This window comes from Pseudomonas sp. IT-P218 (assembly GCF_949767605.1).
In the GTDB taxonomy this organism is placed as follows: domain Bacteria; phylum Pseudomonadota; class Gammaproteobacteria; order Pseudomonadales; family Pseudomonadaceae; genus Aquipseudomonas; species Aquipseudomonas putida_AE.
Genome location: NZ_CATKQQ010000011.1, coordinates 407099 through 420857, shown reverse-complemented (window position 1 = coordinate 420857; position 13759 = coordinate 407099). Strand labels below are relative to the sequence as shown.

Sequence of the window (13759 nt, the reverse complement as noted above, 5' to 3'; positions counted from 1 at the left end):
AGTCTCGTCTAAAAAATTCGGACACAGTCGTGATTCAGAAACAACTCGGGGCTGAATAAAACAGCCCCGGTTGCTTGATGTGTTGCTTGAAGGCTCAACCTACGCGGTAGTTTGGCGCTTCCTTGGTGATCTGCACGTCGTGGACGTGGGACTCGGCCATGCCAGCGCCGGTGATCCGCACGAACTCAGGCTTGGTGCGCATCTCTTCGATGTCGGCACTGCCGGTGTAGCCCATCGAGGAGCGCAGGCCACCCATCAGTTGATGGATGATGGCGCTCAGGGTGCCTTTGTACGGCACACGGCCTTCGATGCCTTCCGGAACCAGTTTCTCGGCGCCTGCCGAGGAGTCCTGGAAGTAACGGTCGGAGGAGCCTTGGGCCTGGGACATGGCGCCCAGCGAACCCATGCCGCGGTAAGCCTTGTACGAACGACCCTGGAACAGTTCGATCTCGCCCGGCGCTTCTTCGGTACCGGCGAACATCGAGCCCATCATCACGCAGGAGGCCCCGGCTACGATGGCCTTGGACAGGTCACCGGAGAAACGGATGCCGCCGTCGGCGATCAACGGTACGCCAGTGCCTTCAAGGGCGGCGGCGACGTTGGCGATGGCACTGATTTGCGGGACGCCGACACCGGCGACGATACGGGTGGTGCAGATCGAACCTGGGCCGATACCGACCTTGACTGCGTCAGCGCCCGCTTCGGCCAGGGCCTTGGCGGCAGCGCCGGTGGCGATGTTGCCGCCAATCACCTGCACTTCAGGGAAGTTCTGCTTGACCCAACGAACGCGGTCGATCACGCCTTTGGAGTGACCGTGGGCGGTGTCGACCACCACCACGTCAACGCCGGCAGCGACCAGCGCGGTAACGCGGTCACCGGTGTCTTTACCGGTACCGACCGCAGCACCCACGCGCAGACGACCTTGATCGTCCTTGCTGGCCAGCGGGTAAGCCTTGGCTTTTTCGATGTCGTTGACGGTCATCATGCCTTTGAGGGCAAATTTGTCGTCGACGATCAGCACGCGCTCGATGCGGTGCTTGTGCAGCAGTTCACGCACATCGTTCTTGTCGGCGCCTTCCTTGACCGTGACCAGACGCTCTTTAGGCGTCATCACTTCACGGACAGTGGCTTCCAGACGGTTCTCGAAACGCACGTCACGGGAGGTCACGATGCCGACGAGGTCGCCATTGTGCAGCACCGGAACGCCGGAGATGTTGTGCATGCGGGTCAGTTCGAACAATTCGCGCACGGTGGCGTCGGCGTCGATGGTGATCGGGTCCTTGACCACACCGGCTTCGTAACGCTTGACCTTGCGCACTTCGGCAGCTTGCTGCTCGATGGTCATGTTCTTGTGGATGATACCGATACCACCTTCCTGAGCCATGGCAATTGCCAGACGGGCTTCAGTGACGGTGTCCATGGCGGCGGAAACCAGTGGAATATTCAGCTCGATGCCACGGGTAAGGCGGGTCTTGAGACTGACTTCGTTAGGAAGCACCTCGGAATAACCGGGCACTAGGAGAATGTCGTCGAATGTCAGAGCTTCTTGGCTGATACGCAGCATCGCGGGGGCTCCCGAGCGGGAAAATGGAAGCGCGCCATTATAGTCAGACACCCCCTCGGGTTCAATGTAAAACTCTGTCTATTATCGATACGGTGATCGACGGGACATTTGAAGAGCATCGCCAGCAAGCCGGCTCCTACAAATTCGACGCGATCCTGTAGGAGCTGGCTTGCCAGCGATGAACGATAACGCGGTCCATCAGACCTGTCACAACTCCACTTTCACCCAACTCACCGGTTGATCCAGCCAATCGGCAAACTCGTCGAGAAAGCTCTGCTTGAACCCCGCCTCGGCCCAGTTGTTGAAGATGAAGCCCAAGTTGGAAAAGCCGCACTCCTGCAGGTACAGAAAGCCGTTGATGTCGTCTTCGTGCCCGCATTCCGGGCAAGTGAAATTGTCGGTACGCCCGGGCATCCAGTCTTCGAGGCTTTCGAACAGCGCTTCCCCGATCTCCTTGCGACACTCGGCACAACCGGCCTCGCCAAGAAATCCCTTGGCCGGTGTATAGATGCAGCGCTTGGTGACGATCTCCAGGCCATTGACCGGCTCGCCGAACGGGAGGGCTTGCGGGTGCAGGACCACCTCCCGGGCACCCTCGCCGATGGCATGGGCCATGCGATTGCCGGTGCGGCCGCAGGTGGTCAGCTCTTCGTTGATGATGTTCTTGCGCACCAGCCAACGCACGATCGCCCGGGCCCGGGGCTCGTGCACCGGCAGCGTGGAGATTTTCGGGACAATGATGCTTTGGGAATTCATGGGGCGGCCTGCTGCAACGCTTTGAAAGAAGCCCGGCAGCTTAAGCCCGGGGATTCACAGGTCAAGTACTCAAGTAACGCCCGATCAAGGCGATGCCACTGGCCAGGACCAGCCAGGTCACCAGCCGCACGAACGCTTCGCGCGACAACTTCATGGTCAACCATCGACCGATCCACAGGCCCAGGGCCATGGCCGGCAACAAACACAGCGCCAGCACCAACAAGGGTAGCTCGGCATAGACGCCCGCGACAATGAACAGGCTCAGACGCACCACCGTGCTGCAACTGATCAGCGCACTCTGGGTCGCCCGGGCCGCTTCCTTGGGCAAGCGGCTGTTCAAATAGATCGCGTAGAGAAAGCCGCCACTGCCAAACAACGCGCCGAACATCCCGCCCACGGTGCCCATCGGCACCGCCCAGGCGGCAGACAATTGCGCCGGACGGGTTTTGACCCACAGGCTGTAGATGGCATAGGCACTGATAAACAGCCCCATCAACAGCAGCAACAGATCGGACTTGAGGTTCAACAGAAAGATCACGCCCAGGGTGCAACCCACAGCCATGCAAGGCAGTAATCGCAGCAGCTCCGGTTTTGCCACATCGCGCCGTGAGGGCAACAGATTGCCGAAGGCCGCGACAAAATCCAGCAGCACCAGCAAGGGCACGATCTTCGACAGCGGCATGAACAGGATCAGGATCGGCCCGGCCACCAGCGCGGTGCCGAAGCCCGCGATGCCGAACACGATGTAGGCCAGGGCGATGCCCAACCCGATTACCAGCCAGTCCACAGTCCCAAAATTCCATTGCCCAAGCAAATCAACCAACATGTCCACCTATCCCTGTAGGAGCTGCCGCAAGCTGCGATCTTTTGCTCTTGAAATCAACATCAAAAGATCGCAGCCTTCGGCAGCTCCTACAAGGGGGTCGTGCATTGGGCAGGAGATCTTTATCATGCGCCCATGATTAAAGATCCCTTTGCAAGACTCGGCCTGGACCGCGAAGTCCTCACCGTCAGCCAGCTCAACGGCCGCGCGCGGGTGTTGCTTGAAGACGTCTTCAGCAACATCTGGGTCGAAGGCGAAATCTCCAACCTCGCCCGTCCGGCGTCGGGCCATGTGTATTTCACCCTCAAGGACAGCGGCGCCCAGGTGCGTTGCGCACTGTTCCGGCAAAACGCCGCGCGGGTGCGTCAAGCCTTGAAGGATGGCCTGGCGGTCAAGGTCCGGGGCAAGGTCTCGCTGTTCGAGGGACGCGGCGATTACCAGCTGATCCTCGATACCGTGGAGCCGGCCGGTGATGGCGCATTGCGCCTGGCCTTCGATGCCTTGAAGGAAAAACTCAGCGCCGAAGGCCTGTTCAGCGCCGAGCGCAAAGTACCGCTGCCGGCGCATCCGCAGCGCATCGGCATCATCAGCTCGCCCACCGGAGCGGTCATCCGCGACATCATCAGCGTGTTCCGCCGCCGCGCGCCGCAGGTGCAACTGACCCTGATCCCCACCGCCGTGCAAGGGCGTGAAGCCACCGCGCAGATTGTCCGCGCCCTGAAACTGGCGGATGCGCGCGGCTTCGACGCGTTGATCCTGGCCCGCGGCGGCGGTTCGCTGGAAGACCTCTGGTGCTTCAACGAAGAAGCCGTGGCCCGCGCCGTGGATGCCTGCGTGACGCCGATCGTCAGCGCCGTCGGGCATGAAACCGACGTCTCCATCAGTGACTTCGTCGCTGACGTGCGCGCGCCCACGCCATCGGCCGCCGCCGAATTGCTCGCACCGGACTCCAGCGACCTGGTGCGCCGCGTCGAAAGCCTGCATCGGCGCCTGGTGATGCGCATGCGCGATCGCCTGATGCGCGACCGGCTGCGCCTGGAAGGTATTTCCCGGCGCCTGCGCCATCCCGGCGAACGCCTGCGCCAGCAAGCGCAACGCCTGGATGACCTCGACATGCGCATGCGCCGCGCCTTCGAACGCAGCCTCAACACCCGCCGCGAACGGCTGATCCGCCTGGAAACCCGCCTTGCCGGGCAGCATCCGGGCCGACAATTGGCGATGCTGCGCCAACGTCTCGACAGCCTCGCCGAACGCCTGCCCCGGGCCATCCGCGAGGGCCTGAAAAGCCGTCGCCTGCAACTGCAGAGCCAGATGCAGACGCTGCATGTGGTCAGCCCCCTGGCGACCCTCGGCCGTGGCTACAGCATTTTGCTCGACGAGCGTGGCCAGGCGATCCGCAGCGCCGCTCAGACCCACACGGGCCAGCGCCTGCAGGCCAAGCTGGGCGAAGGCGAACTGCACGTGCGGGTCGAAGACAATCACCTGACGCCCGTTACCCTTTCTCTACTGGATTGATCCATGCCGCGTTTTTTAGCTCCACTGCTGTTGCTGTGCCTGACCCTCAATGCCCACGCCGACAGCTACATCACCCGCCTGTTGAACAAACCGGTGCCGGGCGGTGTGGCGGTGGTCGACCTGGGCAGTTCCGCGCAAGCGCCTAAAGCCAGCTACCAGGGCAAACCGGTGCTGGTGGTCAAGGAACAGAACAGCTGGCTGGCCATCGTCGGCGTGCCCCTGACCGTCAAGCCGGGTGCACAGTCGATCAGCAGCGGCGGGCGCAACCTGGGTTTCACCGTTGGCAACAAGAAATACCCGGAAGAGCGCATCACCCTCAAGAACACGCAACAGGTCAATCCTGACCAGGACAACCTCAAACGCATCGAGCGTGAGCTGGCCGAGCAGATCGCGGCCTACCGCACGTTCAGCCCGAATACACCGAGCAACCTGCTGCTGGACAAGCCGGTCAACGGCCCGCTGTCGAGCAAGTTCGGCGTGCGCCGGTTCTTCAACGGTGAAGAGCGCAATCCGCACTCGGGCCTGGATTTTGCCGTGCCAGCCGGCACGCCGATCAAGACCCCGGCCGCGGGCAAGGTGATCCTGATTGGTAACTACTTCTTCAACGGCAACACGGTGTTTGTCGACCATGGCCAAGGCTTCATCAGCATGTTCTGCCACATGTCGAAGATTGACGTGAAGGTCGGCCAGCAGCTGGCTCGCGGTGGCGTGGTGGGTAAAGTCGGAGCGACTGGCCGGGCGACTGGGCCGCACATGCATTGGAATGTCAGCTTGAATGATGCGCGGGTGGATCCGGCGATCTTTATCGGCGCGTTTCAGCCTTAACAGTACGGTGAGGCGACCGGCCTCTTCGCGAGCAAGCCCGCTCCCACATTGAAATGCGTTCTAATGTGGGAGCGGGCTTGCTCGCGAAGGCGGCGTCACAGGCAACCATTTATTCCGCATCCAGATCCTCAATCCCATGAGCCTCCCGGTCCGCCAGGCAGTGCCTCACCCACTCCTGTGTTTCCGGTGAAAACCCGCTCAGCTCCTCGGCCGTGATCAACTCCCGCGCGCACAACCCCAGCAAATGCGACCGCGCTTCATGCCGTGAAAACCTGAACACACCAAAGGCCCAATACAGCTCTTTTTGCCCAGCCTTGAGCAACTCCTCACTGGCATCGATCCGTTCATAGGGTGCGACGCTCTTGTCCAGCACGATCTTTTCGACGTCGGACATGATCCGGGTGCACATCCGCTCATGGGCCAGCGGTCGCAATACGCTGTATAGCTTCCAATCGTACTCGTTCATTGCCGACTCCTTGTTTGCCAGTCGAGGCTTTAAGAATAGCCCCGCCACCAACAGCCGGCGCTGAAACCTTCAATTGCGCATCGCTCAAACCTCGCGCAAGCAACCTGATGATCACCCGGGTTCAGCGCAATAAAATCTCGTTACAGATGCCCTGAAGAGGATTCCTCTCAATTTTTTTCGACTGCTTGCCATCCTTCCCCCCCGCGGTTAGGGTTGAAGGCATGAAAACCTCTCACACCCTCATTCAGCTTCGTCAGCACCGCAGTTTGTGCCTGGTCAGCGCACGACTGCCGGGCTGAATCGCGGCGCCTCATCCCAGCGTTACTCCAAGAACATATTGATCCACCGGCAGGCCGCCTTTTTTCGGCCAACACTATAAGGATTTCCCGATGAGCATGCTCAAAGACCCGTCTTCGAAATACCGCGCGTTCCCGACCATCGATATCCCGGACCGCACTTGGCCGTCGAAGACCATCACCGCCGCGCCGATCTGGTGCAGCTCCGACCTGCGTGACGGTAACCAGTCGCTGATCGAGCCAATGGACGCGGTCAAGAAACTGCGCTTCTGGAAAACCCTGGTGCAGGTCGGCGTGAAGGAAATCGAAGCGTCGTTCCCGGCCGCTTCGCAAACCGACTTCGACTTCGTGCGCACCCTGATCGAAGGCGGCCACATCCCGGACGACACCACCATCCAGGTGCTGACCCAGGGCCGTGAAGACCTGATCGAGCGCACCTTCGAATCCCTGCGCGGGGCGAAGAAAGCCATTGTTCACCTGTACAACGCGACCTCCCCTTCCTTCCGCCGCATTGTCTTCAACCAGGACAAGAACGGGATCAAGGAAATCGCCGTCAGCGCAGCCAAGCTGTTCGTCAAGTACGCGGCCATGCAGCCGGACACTGAGTGGACCTTCGAGTACTCGCCGGAAACCTTCAGCGCCACCGAACTGGAATTCGCCAAGGAAGTCTGCGACGCGGTGATCGAGGTCTGGAACCCGACGCCCGAGCACAAGATGATCCTCAACCTGCCGGCCACCGTCGAATGCGCGACCCCGAACATCTATGCCGACCAGATTGAATGGTTCGGTCGTCACATCAACCGTCGTGACAGCGTGATCATCAGCCTGCACACCCACAACGACCGTGGCACTGGCGTTGCCGCCACCGAACTGGGCCTGATGGCCGGCGCCGACCGCGTCGAAGGCTGCCTGTTCGGCAACGGCGAGCGTACCGGCAACGTCGACCTGGTGACCGTCGCCCTGAACATGTACACCCAGGGTCTCGACCCGCAGCTGGACTTCTCCGACATCGACGGCGTGCGCAAGGTCGTCGAAGAGTGCAACCAGATCCAGGTGCACCCACGTCACCCGTACGTCGGCGACCTGGTGCACACCGCGTTCTCCGGCTCGCACCAGGATGCGATCCGCAAGGGCTTCGCCCAGCAGAAATCCGATGCATTGTGGGAAGTGCCATACCTGCCGATCGACCCGGCCGACATCGGCCGCAGCTATGAGGCGGTCATCCGCGTCAACAGCCAGTCGGGCAAGGGCGGTATCGCCTACCTGCTGGAGCAGGAATACGGCATCAGCCTGCCGCGTCGCATGCAGATCGAGTTCAGCCAGGTCGTGCAGCGTGAAACCGATCGCCTGGGCCTGGAAATGACCGCCAAGCAGATCCACTCGCTGTTGATCAGCGAGTACCTGCAAGCCAACACCCCGTACGCGCTGGTCAGCCATCGCCTGCAGGAAGAAAACGGCAACAGCGCCGTCGAAGTGGAAGTGGCGAGCAAGGGCCAGGGCGAAACCAACCTGCACTGGCGCGGCAAGGGCAACGGCGCCCTGGAAGCACTGGTGGCCGGTCTGCCGATTCCGGTGGAAATCATGGACTACAACGAACACGCCATCGGCGCGGGCACCAATGCCAAGGCGGCGGCCTACATCGAGCTGCGCGTGAACGGTGAACGTGCGGTTCACGGGGTGGGTATTGATGAAAACATCACTACTGCCAGCTTCAAGGCCCTGTTTAGCGCGTTGAACCGCTCGTTGAGCCAGCCGGAAGCGAAAGCTGCCTAAGCGATGCTGAAAAGCAAAAGGCCCCTAGGTAAGAACCTCGGGGCCTTTTTTTGCCTGATGATTTTGTGTTGCCTGTTTTGGCGCCATCGCCAGCAGGCTAGCTCCCACAGGGGAATTGTGTTGTGAACACGGTCCACTGTGGGAGCCAGCCTGCTGGCGATAGGGTCCTGTCAGGCACCGAAAATATCAGGTGAACTCGAAGGTATCAGCATCCAGATTCGCCGGGAAACGCTCGCGGTAAGCAGCCAGTGGTGCCGCTTCCAGCACGGCTTTGAACACCCCATCCGCCTCCCCCGCACTGAGCAAGGTCTCCCCCTGGAAATCCAGCACCTGGCTGTCACCGGTATACGCAAAGCCTTTACCGTCGGAGCCGACGCGATTCACCGCCGCCACATAACACAAGTTCTCGATCGCCCGCGCCGGCAGCAACCGGTTCCAGTGCTGGCGCCGCGCGCCCGGCCAGTTGGCGGTGTACAGCAACAGGTCCGTGTCCTGGGCATCGCGACTCCACACCGGGAAGCGCAGGTCGTAGCAAATCAGCGGCCGTACTCGCCAGCCCTTGAGCTCGAACTGCACCTGGCGCTCGCCGGGAGTGTAGTGGTTATGTTCACCGGCCATGCGGAACAGGTGGCGTTTGTCGTAGTGCCACACTTCGCCGTCCGGGCGTGCCCACAGCAGGCGGTTGCGATGACTGCCATCAGCGGCCTGCACAATCACGCTGCCGGTGATCACCGCATCGAGCTTCGCTGATTGAGCCCGCAGCCATTTGCTGGTGGGGCCGTTTTCCGCTTCAGCGAGGGTCTCGGACTCCATGGAGAAACCGGTAGTGAACATCTCCGGCAGAATGATCAGGTCAGCGCCACGGGCCTGCTCCAGCAACTGCTCGAAATGCTCGAGGTTGGCCTGGCGGTCGTGCCAGGCCAGGGTGGTCTGGATCAGCGCAACGGTCAGGTTCGGCAGTGCACTCAGATCACGCATAGTTTTTCCGCTGCTTCACGCAGGGTCTCCTCACGTTTGGCAAAGCACAGGCGCACCAGGCGCTGGCCGACCGGTGGCGTCTGGTAGAACACCGAGATCGGAATACTCGCCACGCCATGTTCGCGGGTCATCCACAGGGCCATTTCGACGTCATTGAGGTCGGGGCGGATCTGTGAATAGTCGACCAGCTGGAAATAGGTACCGGTAGCCCGGGTGAAACTGAAGCGCGAAGGCGCCAGCAGATCGCAGAACAGATCGCGCTTGGCCTGGTAGAACGCCGGCAGCTCTTCAATATGTTCCGGATGCTCGGCCATGAAGTCGGCCAAGGCATATTGCAGCGGCGTCACGCCGCAGAAACTCACGTACTGGTGCACCTTGCGCAGTTCCGCCGTGAGGGCCGCTGGTGCGACCACGTAGCCGGTTTTCCAACCCGTGACGTGATAGGTCTTGCCGAACGAGCTGACCACGAAGGCACGCTGATAAAGCTCTTCATGATTGAGCACGCTGGCGTGGGATACGCCGTCGAACACCAGGTGTTCGTAGACTTCGTCGCTGACCAGGTAGATATCGCGATCTCGAATCAGATCCGCCAACTGATCCAGTTCGGCACGATTGATCAGCGCCCCGCTTGGATTGTGCGGTGAGTTCAGCACGATCATGCGCGTGCGCGGGGTAATCGCCTCGGCCAGTTTCTGGAAGTCGATGGAGAAATCATTGAGCCCGAGCTGCACATGCACGCAACGACCGCCGGCCAGTTCCACCGAGGGCTCGTAGCTGTCGTAGCACGGATCGAAGACGATCACTTCGTCGCCGCTGCGGATAACCGCCTGGATCGCGCAGAAGATCGCCTGGGTCGCGCCTGGAGTGACCGTAATCTCGTTGTCGGCATCGACGTTCACGCCATAGCTACGAGCAATCTTTGCCGAAATCTGCTGACGCAGCGCCAGCAGGCCGGTCATCGGCGAATACTGGTTGTGGCCACTGGCAATATGCCGACCGACCGCATCGCACAGGGCTTGCGGGGCATCGAAATCGGGGAAGCCCTGGGACAGGTTGAGCGCCCCGGTTTGCGCCGCGAGCTGAGACATCTGGGTGAAGATGGTGATGCCGACATTCGGCAGCTTACTGGTGATCATCGAGGAATCCCTGCTCTGCACCCGGCTCTAACGGCGGCGCGGGAGAGCCCGAGGATAGCCCAAACGGCAGGCATGAAAAAGGGCGCCATCGGCGCCCTTTCGATCCCACGGGAAAAACCTGAATCAACGCTTGTCGCGGCGCTTCTTGTCGGCCTTCTTGTGGTGCGACATCAAGCGACGCTTCTTGTTGACCTGGCGGTCTGTCAGCGAGTTCTTGTTGCCTTCGTACGGGTTCTCGCCGCCCTTGAACTCGATGCGGATCGGCGTACCGACCAGCTTCAGCACACGGCGGTAAGTGTTCTCCAGATAGCGCACGTACGACTTCGGCACTTTTTCGATCTGGTTACCGTGGATCACGATGATCGGCGGGTTCGCGCCACCCAGGTGAGCGTAACGCAGCTTGATCCGGCGGTTGTTGACCATCGGCGGCGCGTGCTCGCCAACCGCATCTTCCAGGATCTGGGTCAGGCGGTTGGTTGGCCAGCGAGTAACAGCCGACTTGAACGAGTTCTGTACGGAGGCGTACAGGTTGCCCACGCCAGTGCCGTGCAGGGCCGAGATGAAGTGGATGTCGGCGTAGTCGACGAAGAACAGCCGACGTTGCAGCTCGACCTTCACGAAGTCGCGCTCGCTCGGGGTCATGCCGTCCCACTTGTTGATCGCGATAACCAGCGCACGACCCGATTCAATGGCGAAGCCCAGCAGGTTGAGGTCGTGATCGACCACGCCTTCGCGGGCGTCCATCACGAAGATCACCACGTTGGCGTCTTTGATCGCCTGCAGGGTCTTGACCACGGAGAACTTTTCGACTTCTTCGTGGATCTTGCCGCGCTTGCGCACACCGGCGGTGTCGATCAGCGTGTACTTCTCGTCGTTACGCTCGAACGGGATGTAGATGCTGTCGCGGGTGGTGCCGGGTTGGTCGTACACGATCACCCGGTCTTCACCGAGCATGCGGTTGACCAGGGTCGACTTGCCCACGTTCGGACGGCCGATGATGGCGATCTTGATCCCGTCTTTTTCGCTCGGGCCAGGAATGCGCTTGGCTTCCTCGCCTTCGGCAACGATCTCTTCCTCGCCTTCTTCCGGCTCTTCTTCGTCTTTCGGGAATTCGCTCAGGGCGATTTCCAGCATCTGCGTGATGCCACGGCCATGGGCACCGGCGATCGGGATCGCGTGGCCCATGCCCAACGGGGCGAATTCGGCGCGGGCCATGTCAGGGTCGATATTGTCGACCTTGTTGGCAACCACGTAGGAACGCTTGTTACGTTTGCGCAAATGCTCGGCGATCATCTGGTCGGCGGCGGTAAAACCGGCCTTGGCATCTACCAGGAATAGAACAACATCTGCTTCTTCAATGGCCAGCAGCGACTGCTCGGCCATTTTTTCGTCCATACCATGCTCGTCACCGGAGATACCGCCGGTGTCGACCAGAATGTAGGAACGCCCTTGCCACTTGGCCTCACCGTATTGGCGATCACGGGTCAGACCGGACAAGTCGCCGACGATGGCGTCGCGAGTCCTGGTCAGGCGGTTGAACAAGGTGGACTTGCCGACGTTCGGTCGGCCCACCAGGGCGATTACGGGAACCATGCGGCTCTCCACTTCGTTATTTCAGAAAATACAAAAGCCGCTGCTAGGCAGCGGCTGGTGCTCGGGGCAATCACCGTGTGTGTTTTTTGTGGGAGCGAGCCTGCTCGCGAAAAACGCCAGGACACCGCGTTTTTCCAGATCGCCAACGTAATCGTTGACGTCCATCGCGAGCAAGCTTGCTCCTACAGCCCTACAAACGGTGAAGCAGCCTGGGGGATTAACCCCAAGCATAGTCAAACCTTTACTTGATGGTCAGGGCTTCCAGCTTGCCACTGTTGCCATACACATAAATCGTGTCACCCACCACCAGCGGACGCGCGCGCAGGCCGTCGCTGTCGATGCGCTCACGGCCGACGAAGCGACCGTCCACCTGACTCAACAGGTGCAGGTAACCTTCCAGGTCACCCACTGCAACGTAGCTGGAGAACACTTCCGGAGCCGACAGTTGACGGCGGGCCAGCGAATCGTTGCTCCACAAGGCTGTGGTGGAACGCTCGTCGACGCCTTCAACGGTGCCCGAAGACAGACTCACGTAGACGCTGCCAAAACCCTGGGCGACACCGGCGTAGCTGGAAGCATCACGCTGCCACAGCTGACGGCCGCTTTGCAGGTCCAGTGCCGCAACGCGACCCTGGTAGCTGGCGACATAGATGGTCTCGCCGGACAGCAGCAAGCCGCCGTCGATGTCGACCACGCGTTCCAGTTCCGAACGACCTTGCGGGATCGCTACACGCTGTTCCCACACCGGCACGCCGTTGGAAATGTCGAGAGCGACCACTTTACCGGTCGAAAAGCCAGCCACCGCGAGGCGGTTGGTCACGATCGGTGCGCTGGTACCGCGCAGGGTCAGCACCGCCGGGGTGCTGTCATACAACCAGCGCTGGTTGCCGGTGGCGGCATCCAGACCGATCAAACGGTCGTCCTGGGTCTGGACCACGACCACATCGCCATTGTTGGCCGGCGGTGCGAGGACTTCGCTGGACACGCGAGCGCGCCATTTCTCTTCGCCGTTGATGGCGTCCAGGGCAACGATTTCACCCTTGATCGTACCGATCGTCAGCAGACCGTAACCCACGCCAACGGCGCCGGAAACAGGCAGTTCGAGATCTTTCTTCCACTTGACGTCGCCGTTGCTGCGATCCAGCGCCATCACCACTCCGGTGACATCGGCGGCATAGATGGTATCGCCTTCGATGGCCGGAACCAGCATGTTGTAGGTTTCGCCCTGACCGTCACCGATCGAACGACTCCACTGCTTTTGCAGGACCACTTCTTCCTTGAAGTCGGTCAACTCGGCCGGTGGCAATTCTTTCTTGCTGTTGCTGCTGCAACCCGCGGCCAAAATGGCCAGGGCCAGCAATGCTGCATGCTTCCAACGAATCACGTCACGCATCCCCTTTGGCCAGGTCGTCCAGCTTGATTTGCAGGCCACCGACCGCCGCTTCGTCCGACAGTGCCGCCTTGGCTTTTTGATACGCCGCGTGTGCTTCGTCGGGACGCCCCAGCTGCACCAGCAGGTCACCCTTGAGTTCTTCGCGAGTGGCCAGGAACGCCTTGTCGGCATCGCCTTCCAGCAGTTTCAGGGCTTCATCGGCCTTGTCCTGCGCGGCCAGTACCTGCGCCAGGCGCTGACGGGCGATTTCGCCCAGTGCCGGGTTGGCCGGCTTGGCGATGATGGCTTTCAGTTCGGTGGCTGCGTCATCGAGCTTGCCGCTGTCGACCGCGACTTTCGCCACGAACAGGCTGCCGTATTGCGCGTAGGCACTGCCGCCGAACTCGCTGTTGAGCTTGCCAGCCAGGTCCGAAACACGCGCCGCATCAGGCTTGCCGTCAGGGGTCAGCGTGGTTTCGAGCAATTGCTGATAGAGCATCGAGGCGCCTTGCGACTGGTTGCTCTGATACTTCTGGAACGCCTGCCAACCGAACACGATGACCAGCGCCAACAGGCCGCCAGTAACCAGGGGCTTGCCGTTGCGTGACCACCATTCCTTAAAATCCGCCAGCTGTTCGTCTTCGGTACTCGACACCCCAATA

At 60.9% G+C, this 13759-nt stretch carries 12 protein-coding genes; 3 read left to right on the top strand and 9 right to left on the bottom strand.

Features of this window, described 5'->3' with window-relative positions:
- Window positions 1-94: 94 nt before the first annotated feature.
- The 3 genes from guaB to ACM6I6_RS08625 form a co-directional block, all read right to left on the bottom strand.
- Window positions 95-1564, bottom strand: a complete 1470-nt coding sequence (guaB, locus tag ACM6I6_RS08635; protein ID WP_274077250.1) for an IMP dehydrogenase — start codon at window positions 1562-1564, stop codon at window positions 95-97.
- A 207-nt stretch (window positions 1565-1771) separates the two neighbouring features.
- A complete protein-coding gene (locus tag ACM6I6_RS08630) occupies window positions 1772-2320 on the bottom strand; it encodes a sugar ABC transporter ATPase (protein WP_274077251.1) in 549 nt (182 codons plus the stop codon).
- Window positions 2321-2381: 61 nt separating this feature from the next.
- Complete coding sequence (locus ACM6I6_RS08625) at window positions 2382-3146, bottom strand: sulfite exporter TauE/SafE family protein (RefSeq protein ID WP_414919768.1); 765 nt, start codon at window positions 3144-3146, stop codon at window positions 2382-2384.
- Between the two features lie 132 nt (window positions 3147-3278).
- Here ACM6I6_RS08625 and xseA point away from each other — a divergent pair, with 132 nt between their 5' ends.
- On the top strand, window positions 3279-4658 hold the full coding sequence (gene xseA, locus ACM6I6_RS08620) for an exodeoxyribonuclease VII large subunit (protein ID WP_414919767.1): 1380 nt from the start codon (window positions 3279-3281) through the stop codon (window positions 4656-4658).
- A gap of 3 nt (window positions 4659-4661) precedes the next feature.
- On the top strand, window positions 4662-5483 hold the full coding sequence (locus ACM6I6_RS08615) for a peptidoglycan DD-metalloendopeptidase family protein (RefSeq protein WP_414919766.1): 822 nt from the start codon (window positions 4662-4664) through the stop codon (window positions 5481-5483).
- A 109-nt stretch (window positions 5484-5592) separates the two neighbouring features.
- On the opposite strand, the gene ACM6I6_RS08610 is transcribed toward ACM6I6_RS08615, so the two are convergent.
- The gene (locus tag ACM6I6_RS08610) at window positions 5593-5949 is read right to left on the bottom strand and encodes a hypothetical protein (RefSeq protein WP_274077255.1); all 357 of its coding nucleotides are present in this window, start codon (window positions 5947-5949) and stop codon (window positions 5593-5595) included.
- A 389-nt stretch (window positions 5950-6338) separates the two neighbouring features.
- Here ACM6I6_RS08610 and leuA point away from each other — a divergent pair, with 389 nt between their 5' ends.
- Window positions 6339-8018: a 2-isopropylmalate synthase gene (leuA, locus tag ACM6I6_RS08605; RefSeq protein WP_414919765.1), complete on the top strand. Its 1680-nt coding sequence runs from the start codon at window positions 6339-6341 to the stop codon at window positions 8016-8018.
- A gap of 186 nt (window positions 8019-8204) precedes the next feature.
- Here the strand turns inward: leuA and ACM6I6_RS08600 are convergent, their stop codons facing one another.
- The 5 genes from ACM6I6_RS08600 to ACM6I6_RS08580 all read right to left on the bottom strand — a co-directional run bounded on the left by ACM6I6_RS08600 (window position 8205) and on the right by ACM6I6_RS08580 (window position 13752).
- On the bottom strand, window positions 8205-8996 hold the full coding sequence (locus tag ACM6I6_RS08600; RefSeq protein WP_274077257.1) for an amidohydrolase: 792 nt from the start codon (window positions 8994-8996) through the stop codon (window positions 8205-8207).
- On the bottom strand, window positions 8984-10132 hold the full coding sequence (locus ACM6I6_RS08595; protein ID WP_414919764.1) for a pyridoxal phosphate-dependent aminotransferase: 1149 nt from the start codon (window positions 10130-10132) through the stop codon (window positions 8984-8986). The genes ACM6I6_RS08600 and ACM6I6_RS08595 overlap by 13 nt, the downstream gene beginning before the upstream one ends.
- Window positions 10133-10255: 123 nt before the next feature.
- Complete coding sequence (gene der / locus ACM6I6_RS08590; RefSeq protein ID WP_274077259.1) at window positions 10256-11725, bottom strand: ribosome biogenesis GTPase Der; 1470 nt, start codon at window positions 11723-11725, stop codon at window positions 10256-10258.
- 241 nt (window positions 11726-11966) lie between these two features.
- Entirely contained in the window at window positions 11967-13118 is a 1152-nt protein-coding gene (gene bamB, locus ACM6I6_RS08585; RefSeq protein ID WP_408599845.1) for an outer membrane protein assembly factor BamB, read from the bottom strand.
- On the bottom strand, window positions 13111-13752 hold the full coding sequence (locus ACM6I6_RS08580; protein ID WP_274077261.1) for a tetratricopeptide repeat protein: 642 nt from the start codon (window positions 13750-13752) through the stop codon (window positions 13111-13113). Before ACM6I6_RS08580 ends, bamB begins: the two co-directional genes overlap by 8 nt.
- Window positions 13753-13759: the final 7 nt, after the last annotated feature.

Coding starts and splice junctions, on each gene's coding strand:
- guaB (WP_274077250.1), bottom strand. CDS start 1,564: ATGCTGCGTATCAGCCAAGAAGCTCTGACATTCGACGACATTCTCCTA.
- ACM6I6_RS08615 (WP_414919766.1), top strand. CDS start 4,662: ATGCCGCGTTTTTTAGCTCCACTGCTGTTGCTGTGCCTGACCCTCAAT.
- ACM6I6_RS08595 (WP_414919764.1), bottom strand. CDS start 10,132: ATGATCACCAGTAAGCTGCCGAATGTCGGCATCACCATCTTCACCCAG.
- bamB (WP_408599845.1), bottom strand. CDS start 13,118: ATGCGTGACGTGATTCGTTGGAAGCATGCAGCATTGCTGGCCCTGGCC.
- ACM6I6_RS08625 (WP_414919768.1), bottom strand. CDS start 3,146: ATGTTGGTTGATTTGCTTGGGCAATGGAATTTTGGGACTGTGGACTGG.
- leuA (WP_414919765.1), top strand. CDS start 6,339: ATGAGCATGCTCAAAGACCCGTCTTCGAAATACCGCGCGTTCCCGACC.
- ACM6I6_RS08630 (WP_274077251.1), bottom strand. CDS start 2,320: ATGAATTCCCAAAGCATCATTGTCCCGAAAATCTCCACGCTGCCGGTG.
- ACM6I6_RS08610 (WP_274077255.1), bottom strand. CDS start 5,949: ATGAACGAGTACGATTGGAAGCTATACAGCGTATTGCGACCGCTGGCC.
- xseA (WP_414919767.1), top strand. CDS start 3,279: ATGATTAAAGATCCCTTTGCAAGACTCGGCCTGGACCGCGAAGTCCTC.
- ACM6I6_RS08600 (WP_274077257.1), bottom strand. CDS start 8,996: ATGCGTGATCTGAGTGCACTGCCGAACCTGACCGTTGCGCTGATCCAG.
- der (WP_274077259.1), bottom strand. CDS start 11,725: ATGGTTCCCGTAATCGCCCTGGTGGGCCGACCGAACGTCGGCAAGTCC.